The 21,093-nt window shown below is 59.0% G+C and carries 16 protein-coding genes; 12 read left to right on the top strand and 4 right to left on the bottom strand.

What is annotated here, in order from left to right; genetic code table 11:
* The first annotated feature begins 112 nt into the window (after positions 1 to 112).
* Genes rfbB through AWB74_RS18550 form a run of 11 tightly spaced genes read left to right on the top strand, consistent with a single transcriptional unit; the run spans position 113 to position 14,441 of the window.
* A complete protein-coding gene (gene rfbB / locus AWB74_RS18600) occupies positions 113 to 1,174 on the top strand; it encodes a dTDP-glucose 4,6-dehydratase (protein ID WP_061148215.1) in 1,062 nt (353 codons plus the stop codon).
* A 10-nt stretch (positions 1,175 to 1,184) separates the two neighbouring features.
* Entirely contained in the window at positions 1,185 to 2,078 is an 894-nt protein-coding gene (gene rfbA / locus AWB74_RS18595) for a glucose-1-phosphate thymidylyltransferase RfbA (protein ID WP_061148214.1), read from the top strand.
* Entirely contained in the window at positions 2,063 to 2,614 is a 552-nt protein-coding gene (rfbC, locus tag AWB74_RS18590) for a dTDP-4-dehydrorhamnose 3,5-epimerase (protein WP_061148213.1), read from the top strand. The genes rfbA and rfbC overlap by 16 nt, the downstream gene beginning before the upstream one ends.
* Before the next feature lie 8 nt (positions 2,615 to 2,622).
* Positions 2,623 to 3,504, top strand: coding sequence for a dTDP-4-dehydrorhamnose reductase (rfbD, locus tag AWB74_RS18585; RefSeq protein ID WP_061148212.1), 882 nt, complete (start codon positions 2,623 to 2,625; stop codon positions 3,502 to 3,504).
* A gap of 57 nt (positions 3,505 to 3,561) precedes the next feature.
* On the top strand, positions 3,562 to 4,392 hold the full coding sequence (locus AWB74_RS18580) for an ABC transporter permease (RefSeq protein WP_061148211.1): 831 nt from the start codon (positions 3,562 to 3,564) through the stop codon (positions 4,390 to 4,392).
* Between the two features lie 50 nt (positions 4,393 to 4,442).
* The gene (locus tag AWB74_RS18575; RefSeq protein WP_087039096.1) at positions 4,443 to 7,970 is read left to right on the top strand and encodes a glycosyltransferase; all 3,528 of its coding nucleotides are present in this window, start codon (positions 4,443 to 4,445) and stop codon (positions 7,968 to 7,970) included.
* 4 nt (positions 7,971 to 7,974) lie between these two features.
* A complete protein-coding gene (locus tag AWB74_RS18570) occupies positions 7,975 to 8,934 on the top strand; it encodes an NAD-dependent epimerase/dehydratase family protein (RefSeq protein ID WP_061148209.1) in 960 nt (319 codons plus the stop codon).
* Position 8,935: 1 nt separating this feature from the next.
* A complete protein-coding gene (locus AWB74_RS18565; RefSeq protein WP_087039094.1) occupies positions 8,936 to 9,997 on the top strand; it encodes a glycosyltransferase family 2 protein in 1,062 nt (353 codons plus the stop codon).
* Positions 9,994 to 11,019, top strand: a complete 1,026-nt coding sequence (locus AWB74_RS18560; RefSeq protein ID WP_061148208.1) for a glycosyltransferase family 2 protein — start codon at positions 9,994 to 9,996, stop codon at positions 11,017 to 11,019. The genes AWB74_RS18565 and AWB74_RS18560 overlap by 4 nt, the downstream gene beginning before the upstream one ends.
* Before the next feature lie 21 nt (positions 11,020 to 11,040).
* Positions 11,041 to 12,417 carry an ABC transporter ATP-binding protein gene (locus AWB74_RS18555; protein WP_087039093.1) on the top strand — a complete coding sequence of 459 codons (1,377 nt, stop codon included), beginning with the start codon at positions 11,041 to 11,043 and terminating at the stop codon, positions 12,415 to 12,417.
* A complete protein-coding gene (locus AWB74_RS18550) occupies positions 12,411 to 14,441 on the top strand; it encodes a class I SAM-dependent methyltransferase (RefSeq protein ID WP_061148207.1) in 2,031 nt (676 codons plus the stop codon). The genes AWB74_RS18555 and AWB74_RS18550 overlap by 7 nt, the downstream gene beginning before the upstream one ends.
* A 108-nt stretch (positions 14,442 to 14,549) precedes the next feature.
* Here AWB74_RS18550 and AWB74_RS18545 read toward each other — a convergent pair whose 3' ends face one another.
* The 4 genes from AWB74_RS18545 to AWB74_RS18530 form a co-directional block, all read right to left on the bottom strand.
* On the bottom strand, positions 14,550 to 16,586 hold the full coding sequence (locus AWB74_RS18545; protein WP_061148206.1) for a hypothetical protein: 2,037 nt from the start codon (positions 16,584 to 16,586) through the stop codon (positions 14,550 to 14,552).
* Between the two features lie 78 nt (positions 16,587 to 16,664).
* Positions 16,665 to 17,603 (bottom strand): glycosyltransferase family 2 protein, encoded by a 939-nt coding sequence (locus tag AWB74_RS18540; RefSeq protein ID WP_061148205.1) that lies wholly within the window; start codon positions 17,601 to 17,603, stop codon positions 16,665 to 16,667.
* The gene (locus AWB74_RS18535; protein WP_061148204.1) at positions 17,593 to 17,994 is read right to left on the bottom strand and encodes a GtrA family protein; all 402 of its coding nucleotides are present in this window, start codon (positions 17,992 to 17,994) and stop codon (positions 17,593 to 17,595) included. Before AWB74_RS18535 ends, AWB74_RS18540 begins: the two co-directional genes overlap by 11 nt.
* Positions 17,995 to 18,063: 69 nt before the next feature.
* Entirely contained in the window at positions 18,064 to 18,909 is an 846-nt protein-coding gene (locus tag AWB74_RS18530; protein ID WP_235024622.1) for a class I SAM-dependent methyltransferase, read from the bottom strand.
* Positions 18,910 to 19,001: 92 nt separating this feature from the next.
* On the opposite strand from AWB74_RS18530, the gene AWB74_RS18525 reads away from it, so the two are divergent.
* Positions 19,002 to 20,600 (top strand): hypothetical protein, encoded by a 1,599-nt coding sequence (locus tag AWB74_RS18525; RefSeq protein WP_143749277.1) that lies wholly within the window; start codon positions 19,002 to 19,004, stop codon positions 20,598 to 20,600.
* Positions 20,601 to 21,093: the final 493 nt, after the last annotated feature.

Here is a 21,093-nt window from a genome sequence, read left to right as displayed (position 1 = left end):
GTCGGGCATAAATTCCGGTTCGTTGCGAAATGTGACAGGCACGCAAGTTTTACTGCATTCAAATATGCGTTTGGCTTCCCCATAAGAAGGAAGTCAGCAAAGAGGGCTAATTATGATTCTCGTGACGGGCGGTGCCGGTTTCATCGGCGCCAATTTTGTTCTGGATTGGTTCAAGGCTTCCGATGAATCCATTCTCAACGTCGATAAGCTGACGTACGCGGGCAATTTGGGAACGCTCAAGTCGCTCGGGGACGACGACCGTCACGTGTTTGCGCGCGCCGATATCTGTGACCGTACAGCGATCGATGAGTTGCTCGCGAAGCACAAGCCGCGCGCGATCCTGCATTTCGCTGCTGAAAGCCACGTCGACCGCTCGATCCACGGCCCGGCCGATTTCGTGCAGACGAATGTCGTCGGCACCTTTACGCTGCTCGAAGCCGCGCGCATGTACTGGTGCAAGCTGCCCGAAGAAGAGAAGCAGGCGTTCCGGTTCCTGCACGTGTCGACCGACGAAGTGTTTGGCTCGCTCTCCGCCACCGATCCGCAATTCTCCGAAACCACGCCGTACGCGCCGAACAGCCCGTATTCGGCAACCAAGGCCGGCTCGGATCATCTGGTGCGCGCGTATCACCATACTTACGGCCTGCCGGTCCTGACGACCAATTGCTCGAACAATTACGGTCCGTACCAGTTCCCCGAGAAACTGATTCCGCTGATGATCGCCAACGCGCTCGCAGGCAAACCGTTGCCGGTATATGGCGATGGCCAGAACGTGCGTGACTGGCTGTACGTGGGCGACCACTGCTCCGCAATCCGCGAGGTGCTCGCGCGCGGTGCGCTCGGCGAAACTTACAACGTCGGCGGCTGGAACGAGAAGAAGAACCTCGACGTCGTGCATACGTTGTGCGACCTGCTCGATAAAGCGAAGCCGAAGTCGAGCGGTTCCTATCGCGATCAGATCACCTACGTGAAAGACCGCCCGGGCCACGACCGTCGCTACGCCATCGATGCTCGCAAGCTCGAGCGCGAGCTCGGCTGGAAGCCCGCGGAAACGTTCGAAACCGGTCTCGCGAAGACAGTTCAGTGGTATCTGGACAATCAGGCGTGGGCCGGCGAAGTGGCGTCCGGCGAATACCGGAAGTGGGTCGAGACGAACTACGCGCAGCGCGCGTAAGGGACTGAGCATGGCGCGCAAAGGCATCATTCTGGCCGGTGGTTCCGGCACGCGGCTTTATCCGATCACGCATGCAGTGTCGAAGCAACTGCTGCCGGTCTACGACAAGCCGATGATCTATTACCCGCTCTCGACGCTGATGATCGCGGGCATTCGCGACGTACTGGTCATCTCGACGCCGCAGGACACGCCGCGCTTCGAGTCGATGCTCGGCGACGGCAGCCAGTGGGGCATGAACATCCAATACGCGGTGCAGCCGTCGCCGGATGGGCTCGCGCAGGCGTTCATCATCGGGCGGGAGTTCGTTGGCAATGATCCGTCGGCGCTGATTCTCGGCGACAACATCTTCTACGGTCACGATCTCGCCAAGCAGCTGGAGAGCGCCGACACGCGCACCGACGGCGCGACGGTGTTTGCCTATCACGTGCACGATCCCGAGCGTTATGGCGTCGTGGAGTTCGACCGCGATTTCCGCGCATTGTCGATTGAAGAGAAGCCCGCGAAGCCGCGCTCGAACTACGCGGTGACGGGCCTGTACTTCTACGACAACGAGGTATGCGACATCGCTGCGGACATCAAGCCGTCTCCGCGTGGCGAACTCGAAATCACGGACGTCAATTCGCGCTATCTCGAACAGAAGAAGCTCGATGTCGAGATCATGGGGCGCGGCTATGCGTGGCTCGACACGGGCACGCACGATTCGCTGATCGACGCGGCTACTTTCATTGCCACATTGCAGAAGCGTCAGGGTCTCGTGGTCGCGTGTCCTGAAGAGATTGCTTTCCGCAAGAAGTGGATCGGCGAGGAACAACTGCTCGAACTCGCGAAGCCGTTGTCGAAGAACGCCTACGGCCAATATTTGCTCAATCTTCCGAAGGACCAAGTCGCATGGCCATCCAAGTAACCGCAACCGCGCTGCCCGAAGTAAAGATCATCGAACCGAAGGTGTTTGGTGATGCGCGTGGGTTCTTTTACGAGAGCTTCAATGCGCGCGAATTCGCGGAGCATGTCGAGGCAGGCGTCGAATTCGTGCAGGACAACCACTCGCGCTCGACCAAGGGCGTTTTGCGTGGGCTGCATTATCAGATCCAGCACGCGCAGGGCAAGCTCGTGCGCGTGGTCGAAGGCGAGGTGTTCGATGTCGCCGTGGATATCCGCAAGAGTTCTCCGAACTTTGGGAAGTGGGTGGGCGTGAATCTGTCGGAAGATAATCATCGGCAATTGTGGGTGCCGCCGGGGTTTGCGCACGGGTTCGTCGTGTTGTCGGAGACGGCGCAGTTTCTGTATAAGACCACGGATTACTGGTATCAGGAGTTTGAACGGTCGTTGTTGTGGAACGATCCAGCCATCGGCATCGATTGGAAGTTCGGCGGCGATGTCGTTCTTGCAGCTAAGGACGCGGCGGGACGCCCCCTGTCCGATATTGAAGCGTTTGACTGAGATCTAACATGATGGTGCGTTCAAAGATTCTGGTCACGGGTATCGGGGGGCAAGTCGGGTTCGAACTCGTGCGGAGCATGCAAGGGCTGGGTGACATCATCGCGCTGGATCGAAGCGCGATGGAGTTGAGCGACGCCGATTCGGTGCGGCGCGTGTTGCGTGAGGTCGCTCCCGATATCATCGTCAATCCTGCGGCCTACACAGCCGTCGACCGTGCTGAGACGGAGCCGGAACTCGCAGAGCGAATTAACGTTGTGGCGCCGCGCGTAATGGCTGAGGAGGCGCAGCGCGCAGGCGCTCTGTTGATTCACTACTCCACCGATTACGTCTTCGACGGCGTAAAGTCGCAACCCTACCAGGAAGACGACGAGACCAACCCGCAGAACGTCTACGGTCGAACGAAGCGTGATGGCGAGCGCGCGATTGCGGCGACCGGCTGTGCGCATTTGATTTTCCGAACGAGCTGGGTGTACGGGGGACGCGGACGCAATTTCATGCTGACCATGCTCAAGCTTGCAAGCGAGCGTGAGCAATTGAGAGTCGTCGCCGATCAGATCGGCGCGCCCACTTGGAGCGGTACGATTGCCGCGCTGACGGCGAGCGTTGTCGCGCAAGGCGTTGGACGGGGTCGCGATTGGTGGCGCGACCGTTCCGGCATCTACAATCTGACCGCTTCCGGTTCAACCTCGTGGGCCGGGTTTGCCGACGCGATCTTCGAACTGGCGCAGTTGAAGAATCGACCTGTGGTGATGCCGATTCCGTCATCTGCTTATCCCACCCCGGCGAGGCGGCCGGCGAACTCGACCCTGTCGCACGAAAAACTCGCTCGTGTATTCGGGCTGCAACCGCCCGCATGGCGTGACGCGCTGCGGCTTTGTCTCGCCGTCTAGTCCGTCAGATACCCGCAAGGCGCCGTGACGCGCCGTTTCGAATTTGATCTGAATGCTATGAATCCGCACAACGCTCACGCGACAAGCGCGAAAGAACTGATCCGCACGACATGGCAGCACCGCTCGCTTATTTCGCAGATGACTGTCCGGGAGGTGCTGGGACGATATCGGGGATCGCTGATGGGTCTCGCCTGGTCGTTCTTCAACCCGATTTTGCTGCTCGTCGTCTATACCGTCATCTTCGGCGTGATCTTCAAGTCCCGATGGGGGGGCTCCGAGATCACCGACAAGGGCGAGTTTGCCATCATCATTTTTGCGGGAATGCTGGTGCATGGGCTGTTTGCAGAATGCTTCACGCGTGCCCCCGGGCTGATCGCGGGGAACCCAAATTATGTGAAAAAAGTTGTGTTTCCGCTCGAAGTGCTGCCTTGGATTTCGATGGGCTCAGCCCTGTTTCACACGGTTGTGAGCTGGGCCGTGCTGCTGGTGGCGCAGCTCGCGCTGCGCCACGTCATGCCATGGACCGTCGTGTTCTTCCCGGTGGTGATGTTTCCCCTCGTCCTTGCAACAATGGGGTTCAGTTGGTTTCTGGCCGCCACGGGCGTCTACTTGCGCGATGTCGCGCAAGTGACCGGCATCATAACAACGGTGCTGATGTTCTTGTCGCCGATGTTCTATCCTGTCTCGGCCTTGCCGCCGCAATACCAGAAACTTCTATACATTAATCCTCTGACCTACGTGATCGAGTCGGTTCGAGACGTGCTCATCTGGGGGAAGCAGCCACATTGGGGATCGTGGGCGCTTTACACCGCGGGCAGCGCGGTCGTGGCGTGGATTGGGTTCTGGTGGTTTCAGAAGACGCGAAAAGGCTTCTCCGACGTTTTATAGGCGGGACGAGTGCCCCGTTTCAACCTTCAATGCTTCGCGTGCGCTGAGCCATGAACGTACTGACATTTGTTGATTTACCAAGGCGCGCCACCAGATGGGCGCGCGTTCGCCGGTGGCGTTCACTTCTGCGCGACTGCAAGCTTTTCGTGCCCGCGTGGTATCGCGCGCGCAACCCTGATGTTGCCCAAGCGGGTGTCGACGAGCTGACGCACTATCTCACGCGCGGCTGGCGAGAAGGCCGCAACCCTGGTCCGGAATTCGATGGCTCCTATTATCTTTCGCGTTACCCGGACGTCGCTGCGTCTGGCATACCGCCATTGCTGCACTATTGGGTGACTGGTCGCAAGGAACTCCGTCGGCCGAATGCAAGCATGGATCTCGAATGGATCGACGCAGCGGCGCGGCTCGCAGAGAGCCGTGTCATGCAGGCGCCTTCGACGGTGAGTGAAGGCATTCTCGCCACGGATGGTCTGCTGATGAGCGTGATCATTCCCACTTACAACCGTGAGCGCTTGCTTCCGGGCGTGCTGAACGCGTGGCGGGAAGTAAATCGCGTCACTACCATACCATTCGAGCTGCTGTTTTCGGACGACGGTTCGCAGGACGGCTCGGTTGCGCTGCTCGAATCGGTGAATGATCTACCCATTCGTGTGTTGCGCAATGAACACGGCGGCGCATCGGCGGCGCGCAACGCAGCCATTCGCGAGGCTCGAGGCCAGCGTCTGCTGATCATTGGCGACGACATCTTTCCGGACCCCGAACTCATCAACGTGCATTGGCGGTACGCGCAAAAGCACGGTCCGCTCGTCGCGACACTCGGCGTGGTGGATTGGCACCCGGAGTTGAAGGTCAATCACCTGATGGACCACATTACCGAGATTGGCAACGAGCAGTTCAGCTACAACCGTCTTCCAGACGGGCAGTTCGTCGATTTCCGTCACTTCTACACCTGCAATATTTGTGTCGACCGGAACATCCTGGCAGCGCAGGAAACGTTGTTCGATCATCGCTTCGATCAGTACGGTTTTGAAGACGTCGAACTTGGGTACCGGCTGTCACTCCAGGGATTGCGCCTGCTCTTTACTCGTGAGGCCAAGGGTGATCATTTTCATCCCTACGTCATCGCGGGCTTTTGCCGCAGACAGATCTCGGCGGGGAAGATGGCGGTCGTTTTCCGTAACGTTCACCCCGGCGTCGGCGCTATCGTCGGCGTTGACGAGCCCGAGCGCGCGCTGAAAAAAGGACTGCCTTCGGCCGAAACCGAGCATCTGTGGCAGTCGCGCCTGGCGAAGTTAACCGAACGCGCTGAAATGTACGAGCATATGTTCGAACGCACGGGACGCGCCGCGCGCGGCGTGCTTGGCAACTGCCTCAGTACGATCTATTCACCACTGTTCCGCGCGATGTACGAATACGGCGTGCTGCAGCGCCTTGCTGGTACCGAGGCGCTTCTCTCGCTCGCGATGTCGCGTCATTTCGGTCCGTCATGGGACGTGTACTGGCGCGTGCTGGACGCCTCGACGCTCGACCTAAGGCAGATGCCACGTGCGGCGCTGGATAAGACGGTCGAGGCGCTGGCCATTCACGCTGAAATTGTGGGTGAGCCGCTCGCGGCCGCTGCCGCGAGCGAACTTGCGGCGCTTTTGGCGGTCGGTCCGAGTCATGGAGTTGTCGCATCTTCCGGCGCGCTCTGGCGCCGGCGTATCTCTACCGGCTTGCACTACCTTCGCCATGACCCCCGGCAACTGTCGGTGCTGGTGAAAGGCGTGCTGCAGCGCCGCCGTACGATTCCGTCCGCGGCGTTGGCCGCCGAGCGAGCCGGCACAACCCAAGTGGCGCTGAGTTCGTCGGTCGCGCTCATCGTGGACGCAAGCAACGGAGACAACGCGGGATTGATTTCGCGCTTCGCTGAAGCATTCGGGGATTCGGCGCGGGTGTTTGAGCGCATCGACGAAAGCACGCTGCGCGAAATGGGCGCGCGGGCCGACTCCGGCGATGCAATCCTGACCTGTCCGATCGACGATGCACCTTGCGGAGTATTCTATTGGCCCGCCTCGCGCGATGCCTTGCCAAACGCAGACGCGCTCATGGACGCATGGCTTGCCGTCGTGGAAAACAGCGTTGACATAGCGGTGATCTCGTACGGTTACGGCGAACCGGCTGACATACGCACGGGCGACCGGCGCGATCATATGATGTTCTCGCGACGCGTTGCTCAAGCGGTACTCAAGGGAGCGCTCGGTCAACAATCGTTTAACGGCAAGATCATCCGTGTCGAGGAGCCCCCTGGGCTCGGTCAGATCGCACCGAGTGCGGCGAGCGAATGGTTCGGCACCTCGATTACTGTTGATCCCGTCGGTTATTTCTCGACTCAACCTGCTCCCACAGAATTAATCCGCTTTCTGGTGCCGCAGTTTCAGACGCAACCGAGGACACGGCCGGTAATCTTCGTGTTTCCGGTCTTCGTCGCGGTTGGAGGCGTGGAACGCAATACGGTCGAGATCCTGCGCCAGTTGCGGGATACGTACGACTTCGTGGTGGTGACGATGGAGCGGCTGCGGCTTGAACAGGGCACGCTCGGACGTCAGTTCCAGGAGGCTGGCGCGCGTCTCATGCAGATGTCCGAATTCTCGACTCATGCAGACTATCTGCGAGTCCTGTCGCATCTCAAGCATTGGCTGCGCCCTGATCTGGTGTGGATCTGTAACGGATCTCCTTGGCTCGCGGACAATGCTTCCCGCCTGCGCATGCTGTTCGGCGGCGTCCCGATCGTCGATCAGCAGGTCTACGACGTAGATCAGGGCTGGATTACACGGTACAACGAGCCGGGCATCCGTTCTTTCGATCGTTTCATCGCGGTCAATCGGAAGATCTATGCAAAGTTCATCGGCGAGATGACGCGCAAGCCATCCACGGTCGACCTCATTTACTCAGCCATCAATACCGACCGCATCGTCAGCGAGAAGGCGGGACCGCATGTGCGCGCCGACATTCTGCGCCGTTACGGACTGCCGGAGGACAAGCGGCTATTCGGCTTCATTGCTCGTCTGACCGCGCAGAAGCGACCGATCGAGTTCTTGCGGCTCGCCAACGCGCGCCGTGCTAACAAGGATGAGTTCTTCGTGCTGGTTGGTGATGGCGATCTGGCTCCTTCGGCCGAAGCCTATATTCGCGAGCACAAGCTCGAGAACGTCATGCGGATCCCGTATGTCGCAAACACGCTTGAACTGGATTCGGTGCTCGATGGCTTGATTTTTACCTCTGCGTACGAAGGCCTGCCGATCGCGATGATCGAAGCGTTGAGCTTCGCCGTGCCCATTCTGTCCACAGATGTCGGCGATATCGGCGCCGTGCTCGACGAGTTCAATGGCGGAGTCGTGTATCCGGTCGATGCTTCGCCCGAAGAGACGGTCGAAGTATTCGAGCAGTGGCTCGCTGGCCACGCCGGGTTCCGCCAGTCGCTCGCCGGGCATGAAGCGGCTGTGCTGAACCATTTCTCCAGTCGCCGGATTGCGCACCAATACGTGGATTGCTTCAACAAGGCCATGGCCGGCTATCACGATTCGAATGGAGGTTGAACGGATGTCGAGGGTTTTGTTGATCGGCGGCGGTGGCTTCATCGGACGGCATATCGCACACGCGTGCCTGCGTAACCACTCGCGCGTACGTGTAGTCGACGTTCACCGGCCGACGGTGAGCGCCGAACCGGCTGACGGGCTTGCGCCGGATGCAGAGGTGATGGTCGGCGACTACGCAAGCGTCACTTTTTTGCGCGATGCGCTGCGTGACGTGGATGTTGCAGTCCATCTCGCGCACGACGCGATGCGCATGAACGTCGAATGCGACATGCCGGAGGAATATGAGCGCAATATCCTACCGGCCACGCGTCTCATGGAAGCGTGCATCGATGCGGGCGTGAAGAAATTCATCTTCATCTCGTCGGGCGGGACCGTATACGGGAATCAACCGGCCGGCACTCCGATCACCGAATCGGTGCCCATGCGACCGGTGTCGCTTTACGGAACGTCGAAGCTCTGTATCGAACACGTCGCATCGCTGTATTTCAGTCAACGCGAGTTGCCCGCGATCATCGTGCGCCCCGGAAACGCCTACGGGCCAGGACAGATTCCGTTCCGCGGCCAAGGCTTGGTGCCGACTGCGCTCGCGTCGGGATTGACTGGTCGCAAGGTGACGATCTTCGGTAATGGCCACGCGGTTCGCGACTACGTCCATGTACGCGATATAGCGGATGCGGTCGCGCGCCTGACGGAGTACGGCAAACCTGGCGAGGTATACAACATCGGCACGAGCGTCGGAGTGTCGGTGCGTGAACTGCTTGACGATCACATTGCGCCCGCGCTCAAAGCCGCGGGCTTCGAGCTCGACGTGAGCTATACGCCGCCCCGCCGTGCGGACGTCGAATACAACGTGCTCGATTCGGCTCGGCTCACCGCGCACACCGGCTGGCGCCCAACCATTCGATTGCAGGACGGCATCCAAGAGGTGCTGGACTGGCTAAGCAAGCAGGAGCAAGCAAACTGATATGAGTCTAGTGTCTGTCGTCATACCCAGCTACAACCATTCGAGATACATCCGCGGGGCGGTGGAGAGCGTACTCGAGCAGACGCACAAGGATGTGGAACTCATCGTCATTGACGACGGCTCGAAGGACGATTCGCTGATCTATTTGCGAAGCGTCACGGATCCGCGCATGCAGCTCGTCGAGCAAGCCAACGCCGGGGCGCACAACGCCATCAATCGCGGGCTCGAGATGGCCAAAGGTCAATACCTCGCGGTGTTGAACTCCGACGACCTGTTCCACCCGCGTCGCCTGGAAGTCTCACTGAAGACGCTGGCCGGAGGCGATGCCGATCTCGTGACGAGTTGGATCGAGGTGATCGACGCCGATGGCAAGCCGCTGGGCGTGAAAGAGGGCTGGCACAACATGCTGCCATGGCCGATCGCGAACCCGGGGCGCACCTTTGCCGCCACCGACAGCTTTGCGAAGAATTTGCTGATGACGAATTTCGTCTCGACGACGAGCAACGTAGTTTTCTCGCGTGCTCTGTACGAGAGGGTTGGCGGCATGCGCAATCTTCGGTTCGCGCATGACTGGGATTTCTTATTGCGCGCAGCGAAGGAGTTCCGCTGCGAACTGATCGCACAACCGCTCATGCAATACCGCATCCATTCGTCGAACACTATTTCATCGAACCGTGCCTGGATGCTGTTCGAGATTTGCTGGGTGCTGGCAGTCGGCATGATGCGTTTTGAGGGAGACTTGCTGTACTCGAGCGACGATCGCGATGCCCTCATCGCCGACGTGCAGGCGCTTGCGGAATCGATCAACGTGCAGGGTAACGACCGGATTGTCTGGATGATCCGACAGTTCGTCGACTCCCGCCGTAAGCTTGGCGATCCGGAGGCGGAGACTCGTTTGCTGGACGATAAAGCGTTGCGGGACGCATTCATCGAGTACATCGACATTGGCGACACAACCGGTTCCGCCGCCGCAGCGGCGCTCGCCTTGCCCGTCGAGGTGCCGTCGGGGATGAGAGGTTTTGCGTATCGGGTCGCCCGGCGCCTCGCTCAGGGCCGAGCATGACGACAACCGGCGCGACACGAGGCGCCGCTTCACGGGATGCCAAGGTCGGTGTGGCGATTGTCAACTGGAACGCCCAGGATATGCTCGACGGGGCGCTTGAAGCGCTGGCGCGCCAGACGGTGAAGCCTCACCGGGTAGTTGTGCTGGACAACGCGAGCAAAGCGTTTCGTGCGTCACCCGTTGCACCCGAGAACACCCATTACGAACGGCTTGACTACAACAGCGGATTTGCCCGAGGCAACAATCTCGCCGTTCATCTGCTCGGCGACTGTGACTGGATTGCACTAGTCAACCCCGATGCATTTCTTGCGCAGGACTGGATCGAGCGCATGTTGCAGGCGGCGAACGATGAGCCGGGTTACGCTTTTTTTGCAGGAAAGACGCTGATCGCGGCCGATCCGACGCTGCTTGACGGCGCCGGAGACGTGTATCACGCGAGTGGTCTGGTCTGGCGGCGAGGTTATCGTCAGCCCGATCGCGATGTAGGGGAACGCTGCGAAGTCTTCGGGCCATGCGCGGCGACGGCAATGTACGAAAGGCGGGCGTTCGACGCTGTTGAGGGCTTCGACGAAGATTTCTTCTGCTATGTCGAAGACGTCGATCTTGCTTTTCGCCTCCGGCTTGCCGGCTATCGTTGCCTCTATGTTCCGGAGGCGACGGCGCTACATGTCGGCTCCGGCACGACTGGCGGGCAGCATAGTGAATTCGCCGTATATCACGGGCATCGCAATCTCGCGTGGGCGTATGTCAAAAACATGCCGGGCGTGTGGTTCTGGGTCTTTCTACCCTGGCACCTGGTGATGAGCATTGCGGCTTGCGCTACGTTTGCACTGCATGGGCAGGCGCGCACCGTTCTGCGTGCCAAGCGCGACGCGCTGCGCGGATTACCTGCCATGTGGAAGAAACGAGCGCAGATTCAGCGAACGCGCGTGATTCGACCTTTCAAGGTACTGCGCGTGATGAGCATGACCTTGTCGCCGTGGATGCGACGCCGAACTGCCGCGCGCGGCAGACAACAGTGAAACATGATGGAAATTTCGGAAATGGAAGCAGCGATCAGCGTGTCGCATGTAAGCAAGGTTTACAACATCTACGACAAGCCGCGCGACCGCCTGTTGCAGATGTTCAATCGCGGGCGCAAGAAGCTTTACCGAGAGTTCTGGGCGCTCAACGATATCAATTTCACCGTGGCGCCGGGCGAGACCGTCGGAATCGTCGGCCGCAACGGTTCTGGTAAGTCGACGCTGTTGCAGATCATCGCGGGGACTTTGACGCCGAGCGGCGGCTCGGTCGTGACCAACGGGCGAGTGGCGGCCTTGCTGGAACTCGGCTCTGGCTTCAACACGGAATTCACTGGACGCGAGAACGTTTATCTGAACGGCTCGCTCCTTGGTTTGACCAACCGCGAAATCGACGACCGCTTCGACAGCATTGCGGCGTTCGCGGACATCGGCCGCTTCATCGATCAGCCGGTCAAGACCTATTCGAGCGGGATGATCGTGCGCCTGGCATTTGCCGTGCAAGCGCAGATTGATCCGAACATACTGATCGTCGACGAAGCGCTGGCCGTGGGCGATGCCAAGTTTCAGGCCAAATGCTTTGAGCGACTCAAGCAACTCAAGAACAACGGTGCAAGCATCCTGCTGGTGACACACAGCAGTGAGCAGGTGGTGATGCACTGTTCACGAGCCGTTCTTCTCGATGCGGGACAGGTGAAGCATGTAGGACAGCCGCGGGAGACGATCAACCGATATCTCGATTTGCTGTTTGGCCGCGACCGTAAGACCGTGACTGCGGACAAGAAAGAGGCCGACGCCAATCTTGGCACGGCGGACAAAATCATTTCGTCCGATAAGGCTGAGGCATTGGCGGTTACGCCAGCCAGCGGTATCGAGATCACGCCTGCCACAGCGAGCCACCTGGTCTTCGATCGCGATGCATTCGTCGAGCGCGCGGGCTATAACGCCTACGAATATCGTTGGGGAGACGGATCTGCGTCGATCAACGATTTTCACGTCGAGAGCGAAGGCGTTTCGTGTCCGAATGCGATTGCCACCGGTGCGCGCGTGACGCTCGACATCGGATTTACGGTCAACACTGCGATGATGCGCCCCATCGTTGGCGTCACGATCAAAACGAAGGAGGGCGTCACCGTTTACGGAAGCAACTCCGAACTGCTGCAGTGCGAAGGACTGGAAACGGTATGCGAGGCCGGCTCGCGCTGGGCGGCGCGCGTGCTTTTCGACTGCCACCTTGGACCGGGCGACTATTTCGTTTCGCTTGGTATCGCGACGAGACATGGCGAAGAAATCATTCCCCATGATCGGAGGTATGACTCGATTCATCTGGTGGTCGCGGCTGAGTCGCGATTTTTCGGTTTGTCCAATCTCTACATGAATATGAAAGCGGGAACATGCTGAGCTTTGAACCTGAACTGGCGTCAAGCGGATACATTTTTGACAACGCACTGCACATCTGGCGCCGTGACGCCGCTGAAACCTTTGCATATAGCGATGGCGACGAAGTAGAAGAAGCGCTCGCCGAGATATTGCGGGAGGCGAATGATCTTTCGGTGTTGTCACCGGAACTGGCGACGCATTGCACGGACTGGCCGCGTCGGTATCATCTGAACGCGGCACGTGCGAATCTGTTGAGGCCGCTGGCTCAGCGCCTGACGGGCGACATCTTGGAGATTGGCGCAGGCTGCGGCGCCATTTCGCGCTTCCTGGGCGAGTGCGGCGGCAACGTGTTGGCGCTCGAAGGCAGTCAGCGTCGGGCGTCTATCGCGGCGCTGCGCACGCGTGATCTGTCTAACGTGATCGTGCTCAACGACCGTTTCGACGGTTTCGTTCCAACTCGCCAGTTCGACGTGGTCACGCTCATCGGCGTACTTGAGTACGCTGCGTTATTTGGCGCCTCGGACGACCCTGTGCAGTCGATGTTGGAAGCCGTGCAGAGTATGCTCAAGCCCGACGGTATCCTGATAATTGCCATCGAGAACCAGTTGGGTCTGAAGTATCTCGGCGGGGCGCCCGAAGATCACTTGGGCATTCGGATGTTCGGCGTGCAAGGTTTATATCAGAAGCCCGGCGTTGAAACGTTCGGTCGGCTAGAACTCGAACAGCGGCTTACTGCCGCGGGCTACAAGTCCATCGAACTCGCTTTGCCGTTTCCTGACTACAAGCTGCCGTCGTCTGTGGTTTTGCCGGCATCGCGCGTGGTTCATGAGGGCTTCAATCCCGAGGCGCTTGCGGCGCAGGCGGCCACGCGCGACGCTCAGGTCAATTCGGCGGTGCTAACCTTCGCGTTGGAACGTGTTTGGCGCACGGTAGGCCGCAATGGTTTGCTGCCGGACTTGTCCAATTCATTCCTGTTCGTAGCGTCTAGAACCGAGGCGCTGCCTTCGCCGTTCGAGCCGGGCGCGCTCGCCTACCATTACTCGGTCGAGCGTCAACCCGCGTTTTGCAAGGTCACGCGGTTCGTCAAGCACGATGGCGCGGTGCAAGTGTTGCGCGATTCGCTCTCGTATACCTCAGCACCTGAGCATCACGAGTTCGGTCATCATGCGATACATGAACCGCTCATTCATGGAGTGGCACTTGACGAAGACTTCGGCCGTCTCGTCACTACGCCGGGCTGGGCGGTCAAGCAGGTCGCCGACATCGCCCATCGCTATGTCGAAGCGCTCTTTACGATTGCGGGAGACCGCGTCGAACGTCCTGCTGTATTCACACCGGATTTCATGTTTCCCGGTGACATGCTGGACATCGTACCCCAGAACATTCTTGCCACACCAGACGGGGTTCCTCACGCAATCGATCGGGAATGGTTTTCTCACGCCCCTCTGCCAGTTGGATACCTGTTGTTTCGCGCACTGACGCTGATGATTCGCGGTACCTCGACGTGCGCGATACCCCGCGAACTGAGGTGGCTCCTTCGTCGCAATTTCTATATTGAAACTTTCGCTCATCTTGGGCTGGATCTCACTCAGACGATGATCGAGGAGTACCTGCGGCGGGAGGCCCGGTTCATGAGTTTCGCGTTGGGTCGTGATGTCGAGACAATTCACACATCACTCTGGCTGGAGGAGCGACTGCCGAGTGAACTTGACCTGCAGGCGCACATTACAAGCGAACTCGCCGCGCGCAATGATCAAGTATCGAGAGATTTGATCCAGTCTGTTGGTCAGATTGAGGAGATGTCGCGCGAACTGGCACAAATCGGTGAGCATCGCGACGATCTTTCCAGACAAATCGACGAATTCGCGCATCGAAATCAAGAGCTCGAAGTGCAAGTTCAGGAACTCGGAGTGCAAGTGGGCATGGCGCGAACGGCGGAACGAGCTTCGAGAGACAAGCTCGATTCCGTAATCAACTCGACGACATGGCGTGCCACGCAACCCATTCGCTCGGTCTTCGGCCGCATTAAGCGCTTATCCAAATAAGGCTTCTGCGCCGGCGGAGGCTCCTTCCGGGAGGGCTCCACTCGATGCTTATGCTGCGCGCGGCGCAAGCATCGAGTTAACGAGTGCAGGGAACAGCGTCGCAACGTCTCAGTTCGCGGAAGCGCTGTTCGCGGTTTCGCTCGTGCGCATGTGCGTCAGGTCGATATGGCAAGGCAGTGTCCCATTGTTGGCCACGCGAACTGTGACAAATTCAGCTTGGTCTGGCGAAGCGAGCACGTCGAGCGACGTGTTTTGCCCTGCCGTGAGCGCGAGCTGGTGCTGCGTTCCAACGGAGAGCGTTATACCCCTGCAGGTATCGTCGCCGACCGCAATATGTGCCGACCAGGTAATGGGGTTTGTGGTCTTCCGAAGCAAGGTCAGGCTCGTCTCCCCCGGCGGAACGAACATGTATGCATCGCGGCTGCCGTCCGTTTCCCAAGTAAATCCAACCTGTGCGCCGTGCGGAGCAACGTACCAGTAGTCCCGATATTTCTTGTTGGTTGCAGGAATGCTCCGGCTCATGTTTTGCAGAATCGATACGGCATCGGAAAGGGGCGTCTGCCGGACGCGACGGTAGACGGTCGCAACGGCGCCTTGCTCGAGCGGATAGTGTTTGCGCACGGGCGCGAAATCGGCGCTCGCGATACCACTCGCGACCTCGTCGTTGATACTCTTCACGACCTGTTGCCGGTCCGCGTCGATGTGGTGCTGAAACGGAGTTACTGAAACGATTTGATTAGCGCCGAGCAAGGACTCGATCGGAAGTGGATCTCGGGAATCTATTTGAGGATTGACTTCGACGGCCAGCTTGATTTCGGGCGTTTTGTAGAAGCGCTTTTCGCCTTGCGCCACGATATCAAAATTCAACGTCGTACTCGATGCCGCGACGAGCGTCGGTTGACGTCCGCTGCGAAGTTCGTCGATCATCGCCCGCAGCGATGGGAAGTCGTCACGTCTGAGCGGGCCGGCGTAACGACTGAAGATCGGGAGCCGAGCGTGCACGTATTTGTTCAGGTTCACCGCCGTGCCGTAAATCAGTGTTGCATTGGCGAGCGTGTACAGGCCGGCGATGATGACGAATGCTTTGGCGAGGCGGTCGCGGTGCCATGACCGCAATGCGGAAAAGATAGCGAAGAAGCCGAAGATCGGAACGAGCGGCAGCCCGACAATCGCTTGATGAATTCCGGTTTGCCGGGCGAGCGTCAACCAGGTGAGTAACCAAGAGATCGCATAGACGCCGAGGACGAATCGTCCGTCGAGCCGGCGTGCTCCAGCGATGATTCCTATCACGCAACCCAGCAGGCCCACGGCGAAGAACGCCGGTCCCACAACGTCATGGAAGTAATACGAAGCCAGTTCAAGTGGCGTCTTCTGGTACGAGGCATACAGCGAACTATAGTCGTTCTGTATTACGTTGAGGATGAGATACGGGTCGAGTATGACGAGGAAGAGTAGGGAACTCAGTGCGAGCCAAGCCGGGCGAAGCGCCGCGCGGACCAGCGGTGCGAAGTTGGGCAAGGTACTTCCGTATCGCCAGTTCGTCAGGGCGCCGGCATACACCGAGATGGCCGCAGTGAGATGCACCGCGATCGCCGCGTACGCCAGATGTCGGCGGATCGCCATCGCCGCCGCCAGCCAGAACGCTGTCCAAAGGATCGTCCGGGTTTGCTTAAGTTGAGTATCGGACATCAAAGCGTACAGCGCCGCGAAGACGCATGTGACGCCCATGGTGTCGGGGAAGCCGCGCATGGTCGCTTCCCACGCCGGCGGAACGATCGAATAGAGCAGCGCCGCACACCACATGCCGCGCGCGCCAAACTGCGGAAACGCCTTCCGCATCGCCAGTCCGATCACAGTGCAAGCGGTCGAAAGATAAAGCGCCGCCAGCGCCACGATGAAAAGCGGACGAGATTCGGTGTCCCACCCGAACAGTGCGGAGATGGGCACGGCGAAGAACAAGTTGTATTCACCCTTCAGACTCTCGCCAAGCATCTTAAGCGCATCGACAGGGCTGGTTTTGAGCGCCTCGCAGAAAATCCGAGCGACGCTGAAGTATCCGTTCCAGTCCCAGACGTAGATGAAGTGTTCACGCGTGACATAGAGATACGCGAAGGCGGCCAGTGTGATGGCCAGACACAGAAACATCCAAAAAGCCTGGGTTTGAGTTTGGGTTTTAAATGGTCGCAAGTACATCGTTCCAGTGCGGTGCGGGCGCCCGCTAACTTATTCCGTCGTGGCTTCGACGAAATAGCGTGGGCGGTTTTTGACTTCGAGATAAATACAGCCTACGTACTCTCCAACGATGCCGAGCGCGAGCATCTGGATACCACCCATGAAGAAGATGATGAGCGTGGTGGAAGCCCAACCCTGCATTGGATTGCCAAACAGCTTGGCCAGAATTACGCCAATGGAGAGAACGCCCGAAAAGATCGAAACGATAAAACCGAATACGGCGATGATTCGCAAGGGAATCACGGAGAAAGACGTGATGCCGCGCGCGGCAAGGGAAAACATTTTAGACAACGAGTACTTCGATTCGCCCAATTCGCGTTCGAGGCGTCGATAATATACGCACGTGGTTTTGTACCCGACCAGCGGCACGAGCCCACGCACGTAGGCATTAACCTCTCCGAACGAGAGTAGTGCCCGGAGCGCGGGCGCGCCCAGCAAACGGAAGTCCGCGTGATTCTCCACCGAATCGACGCCGAGGCGGGTCATGAGACGATAGAACAGCCGGGCGGTCCAGCGCTTGAAGGGGCGGTCCGAATCGCGATTGTTGCGCACGCCGTACACGACCTGGAAGCCTTCGTGATATCGATCGACCATGCTTTCGATCGCGGATACGTCGTCCTGCAAATCGGCGTCGATGGAGATCGACATTTCCGTGCGCACGTGCTGCAGGCCGGCGAGCAGTGCGTTCTGATGTCCGACATTGCGCGATAACTTGATGCCTGACACCATCGAACTGTCGAGCGATGCAGCGGCGATCAGATCCCACGTCGCGTCGAAGCTGCCGTCGTCCACGAATAGGGCTTTGCTGCTGGCCCCGATCTTCTCCCTGGCCACGAGATCGGCGAGAATGCCGGTTAGCGTCGCGATGGTGCGCGCGAGTGCGTCGGCCTCGTTGAAGCACGGAACGACGAGTGTCAGGTCAGCTTTCATTGTCGATGCCAGGCTTGAGAGCCCAGTACTTGTTTCCCAAAAAACCTACGATCGTGTAGACCGGTATGCCGCACGCCTGTGCGAGATACGGAGCACCGCTCAGGCGTAGCACGACGAACACCACGGCGACATTCGCCAGATACGAGATGCCGGTGACGATGAGAAACCGCATGGCGGTGCCGCGGTTTGACTCTACATTGAACGTGATTCGGCTGTTCACCAGAAAGCTCGCCGCGATGCCGATCGCGTAGCCGGCGAGATTAGCGAGCAGAGGCGCGACCCCGGCAGCCTGCAATGTGAATATGATCGCGCCGGCGCCCAGCGTGTTCAGCCCACCGACAATGAGATACCTCAGCAGTTGCATGCGGGTGCTGACCGCTTCCGTGATCATGAGGGGACGCGACGAGGTGGCGGAGGAGCGGGGCGCGAGGCGCCGACGAGCGGCATGCAAATGCTTGCCTTACGTTTTCGTCGCATACACTGCGTATTGCGCACCAAGGGGAATGTCCGTCATGTATCTCTCGAGCGGCCTCAGCACGGCCAACATGTGGGGGAAGAAGATACGATACTGCACGTGGACTTTCTCGAAACCTGCGTCGAGACAGGCCTGTTTCATCTTGCGCGCAGTGATGAGTTTCGCGTTTGCGTCGAATTCGCAGGTGTTTACCGCTTTGACCGTCAATGGATTGAGCGGGTTGTGCTCGAAGACGACAAGTGTTCCGCCCGGCTCGAGCACACGATGCAGTTCGACGAGTGCCTGATGGTGCTCTTCGTGCACGATATGGTGAAAGACGCACATAGCGTACGCCGTGTCGAAGCTCGCGGAGGCGAAAGGAAGTTTCGCACCCCGGATGGGAGCAAATGTTGCCTCGCCGGGAAAGCGGCCGGCGGCAATTTCAAGCGACCGTTCTGAAACATCCGCGCAGGTGATATTCGCTTCGGGAAGGTACTTGCGTGCCCATGGAACCGAGTTTCCGACTCCCGCGCCGAAATCGAGAAGTCGCCGCACAGCTATGCCGCGGCGGTTCATTTCATCCGAAATGTCTTTCAGCTTGTACTCGGCGAAAAAAGCCGGTGTTTCGCCTGACACGGAGATGTTCTGCGCATGTAGCGACTGATATTCATCTGCGAAGGTATCGAATTCTGCCTTGTCCATGTCGTATGAGAAGTGCCGCTCAATACTGATGGAGGTCATAGCAGTGATGTGCCAGTGACCGCTGTCGCCATTGATCGACGTCGCATCAATGTGATGCCGTGGAATATCCCGAAAATATAACATGGCGCCGGCATGCTTGATATTCGCCACGGTGATGTAGTCTTGTGGCCGCAGGCTCGGCGATGAGACGGTGAAATGTAGAATGGGGTTCCCATCGCACGCGTCCAAGATCAAATCTTCCTATGCTGTCTTCACGAAATGGCGTCCGCTCCTCCAGGCCGTTCTCATCGTCCGTTTTCGAGTCTGTCGGCGGCGCCATCCTGCTCTGCGGCCTGGCATTTCTTCTCCAGCATCGCTATGGGTTCGGCTGGGCGGACGAAGGGTTGCTGTGGTACGACTCGCAGCGCACGTCACTAGGAGGCGTCCCTCTTCGCGATTACTACGGATACGACCCGGGCCGGTATTACTGGGTTAGCGTTTTCTTTCATTTGCTAGGACGCGACGGCCTTCACGAACTGCTCGTCGCCAATGCCGCTTTCGGCGCGTTGGGACTTGCGGCTGTCTGGCTGGCCATGTGCACGAGCGGCATGCGATTCGGTTGGCGGCTGTCTGCGGCGATACTGCTTACCATGGCGCTTGGGTATCCGCGCCACAAGGTGTACGAGCAATCGCTTTCACTGATTCTGGTGGCATGCGTGTTCTACGTTCTGGTCAAATCGACCAGCGCGCGGAGGTGGATGATATTCGGAATCCTGACAGGGTTGGCGGCATTCATCGGTCGCAATTCTGGCGTCTATTTCGTCGGGGGTGCCCTGATATCCGGTCTCGTCGTCGTCTTGACGCGCAGTCCGGCGTCCGCCCTCAAATCGGCGGCTTACTACTCCGCGGGCGTCGTGGTCGGTTACGCGCCGATGCTGCTGTTGCTTGCATTTGTGCCGGGCATGTGGTCCGCCTTCGTCGAGTCGGTACTGTTCCTGCCGCATTGGCAGTTGCGACTGCCTATCCCGTTTCCCTGGCGCATCAGCATTGCCGGGATCGAATGGATCGACGCGGCGCAGCGCATTGCCATTAGCATCGCGTGTGTGCTGGTGCCGCTGTACTACGCCGCCGGACTCATTTGTACCGTGATTGAGCGACGCCGGGCGACGGCCTGGTTCCCACCGGCCGCGTTGACCGCCGCCGGTTGCATTGCCGGGATTGCCTATCTGTATCAATCGTTCGATCGTGCCGATTTCGGTCACATCGCGAATGGATTGCTACCCGCGTTCGTCGCCGTTTTTGCTGGCGCATTCGCGCTGCACGAGACCACACGGGCCAGGGTCTTGTCACTCGCGCTGCCGCTCTGCTTCGGTATTGTGGCGGCAGCCTGCTGGCTTCCCTATGAACCAGCACTTCAGTTCGCCCGGGCGAGGCAAGTCGATCCGCACAGCGTTGCGGATCTCCTCATCGACGGGAAATCATTCGAGGTCTACGCATATCAGGCGGAAACGCTTACTGCCGTAAAACAGGCGGCGGCGCGATGCGGCGTCGACGGCCACGGCCTTCTCGCCGCGCCGCATTTTCCCGGCGTCTATGCCTTTCTGAATGCGAAAGCGCCGTTCTGGGAAATGTACTACTTATATCCCCGGTCGATCGAATTTCAAAGGATGCACATCCGGGCGATCGCGGACACACGGGTCATTCTGCTGGCGCCGGACGCGACCATCGACGGACTGGAGGGTCTGAAGCTGAAGAACACATACGGCGAACTGATGAAGTTCATCGAATCCAGGTATACGCCGCTCGATGTCGCATTGCCGAACGGGTACAAGCTATATGCGCTGCCCAACGTGTGCCGCTAAAGTGCCGCAGCCGAACTCGGCAAGAGATCATCGATCCATGCACCTCGCACTACTCTGCACCTTCGCCACGCTAGCCAACATCGGGGCACGGAAACTCGGCACACGCCTCTACACCGGCACGTGGCACATCCCGCTCTCGGTGCTCATCGGCGCCGGTGTCGAGCTCGCCGTGAAGTACGTGCTCGACAAGATAGGGCGTGTTTTCCGATCGCGAGTTGATCGCAGGAGCATTTTCGACGCCTTTCGCTGTGCATCTTTCGGGTGAGGGAATAGCGACTGGCTAAGCACGAAGCCCTCAGTTCGATGCAACATTTCCTTTTCTGGAAAGCCGACGACATGCGAGTCAACTCGCACGCGCCACTATTCCTTACGAACCTGACGGAAACGATTTATGAGGCAGCCCCCCGTTCGAGCTGTGCGAATTTCGCTAGTGCAGGTTTGGAGAAAATCAGGCGGCAAAGAAGATACGCATTCCTTAGCGGACTCAATCTCC

Source organism: Caballeronia arvi (assembly GCF_001544695.2).
In the GTDB taxonomy this organism is placed as follows: domain Bacteria; phylum Pseudomonadota; class Gammaproteobacteria; order Burkholderiales; family Burkholderiaceae; genus Caballeronia; species Caballeronia arvi.
The sequence above is the reverse complement of the archived record's forward strand: the minus strand, read 5'-3'. Positions and strand labels throughout refer to the sequence as shown.

Bases quoted from the DNA above. Each gene is read 5' to 3' on its own strand.
- rfbB (WP_061148215.1), top strand. From the start codon at position 113: ATGATTCTCGTGACGGGCGGTGCCGGTTTCATCGGCGCCAATTTTGTT.
- rfbA (WP_061148214.1), top strand. From the start codon at position 1,185: ATGGCGCGCAAAGGCATCATTCTGGCCGGTGGTTCCGGCACGCGGCTT.
- rfbC (WP_061148213.1), top strand. From the start codon at position 2,063: ATGGCCATCCAAGTAACCGCAACCGCGCTGCCCGAAGTAAAGATCATC.
- rfbD (WP_061148212.1), top strand. From the start codon at position 2,623: ATGATGGTGCGTTCAAAGATTCTGGTCACGGGTATCGGGGGGCAAGTC.
- AWB74_RS18580 (WP_061148211.1), top strand. From the start codon at position 3,562: ATGAATCCGCACAACGCTCACGCGACAAGCGCGAAAGAACTGATCCGC.
- AWB74_RS18575 (WP_087039096.1), top strand. From the start codon at position 4,443: ATGAACGTACTGACATTTGTTGATTTACCAAGGCGCGCCACCAGATGG.
- AWB74_RS18570 (WP_061148209.1), top strand. From the start codon at position 7,975: ATGTCGAGGGTTTTGTTGATCGGCGGCGGTGGCTTCATCGGACGGCAT.
- AWB74_RS18565 (WP_087039094.1), top strand. From the start codon at position 8,936: ATGAGTCTAGTGTCTGTCGTCATACCCAGCTACAACCATTCGAGATAC.
- AWB74_RS18560 (WP_061148208.1), top strand. From the start codon at position 9,994: ATGACGACAACCGGCGCGACACGAGGCGCCGCTTCACGGGATGCCAAG.
- AWB74_RS18555 (WP_087039093.1), top strand. From the start codon at position 11,041: ATGGAAGCAGCGATCAGCGTGTCGCATGTAAGCAAGGTTTACAACATC.
- AWB74_RS18550 (WP_061148207.1), top strand. From the start codon at position 12,411: ATGCTGAGCTTTGAACCTGAACTGGCGTCAAGCGGATACATTTTTGAC.
- AWB74_RS18545 (WP_061148206.1), bottom strand. From the start codon at position 16,586: ATGTTTCTGTGTCTGGCCATCACACTGGCCGCCTTCGCGTATCTCTAT.
- AWB74_RS18540 (WP_061148205.1), bottom strand. From the start codon at position 17,603: ATGAAAGCTGACCTGACACTCGTCGTTCCGTGCTTCAACGAGGCCGAC.
- AWB74_RS18535 (WP_061148204.1), bottom strand. From the start codon at position 17,994: ATGATCACGGAAGCGGTCAGCACCCGCATGCAACTGCTGAGGTATCTC.
- AWB74_RS18525 (WP_143749277.1), top strand. From the start codon at position 19,002: ATGCTGTCTTCACGAAATGGCGTCCGCTCCTCCAGGCCGTTCTCATCG.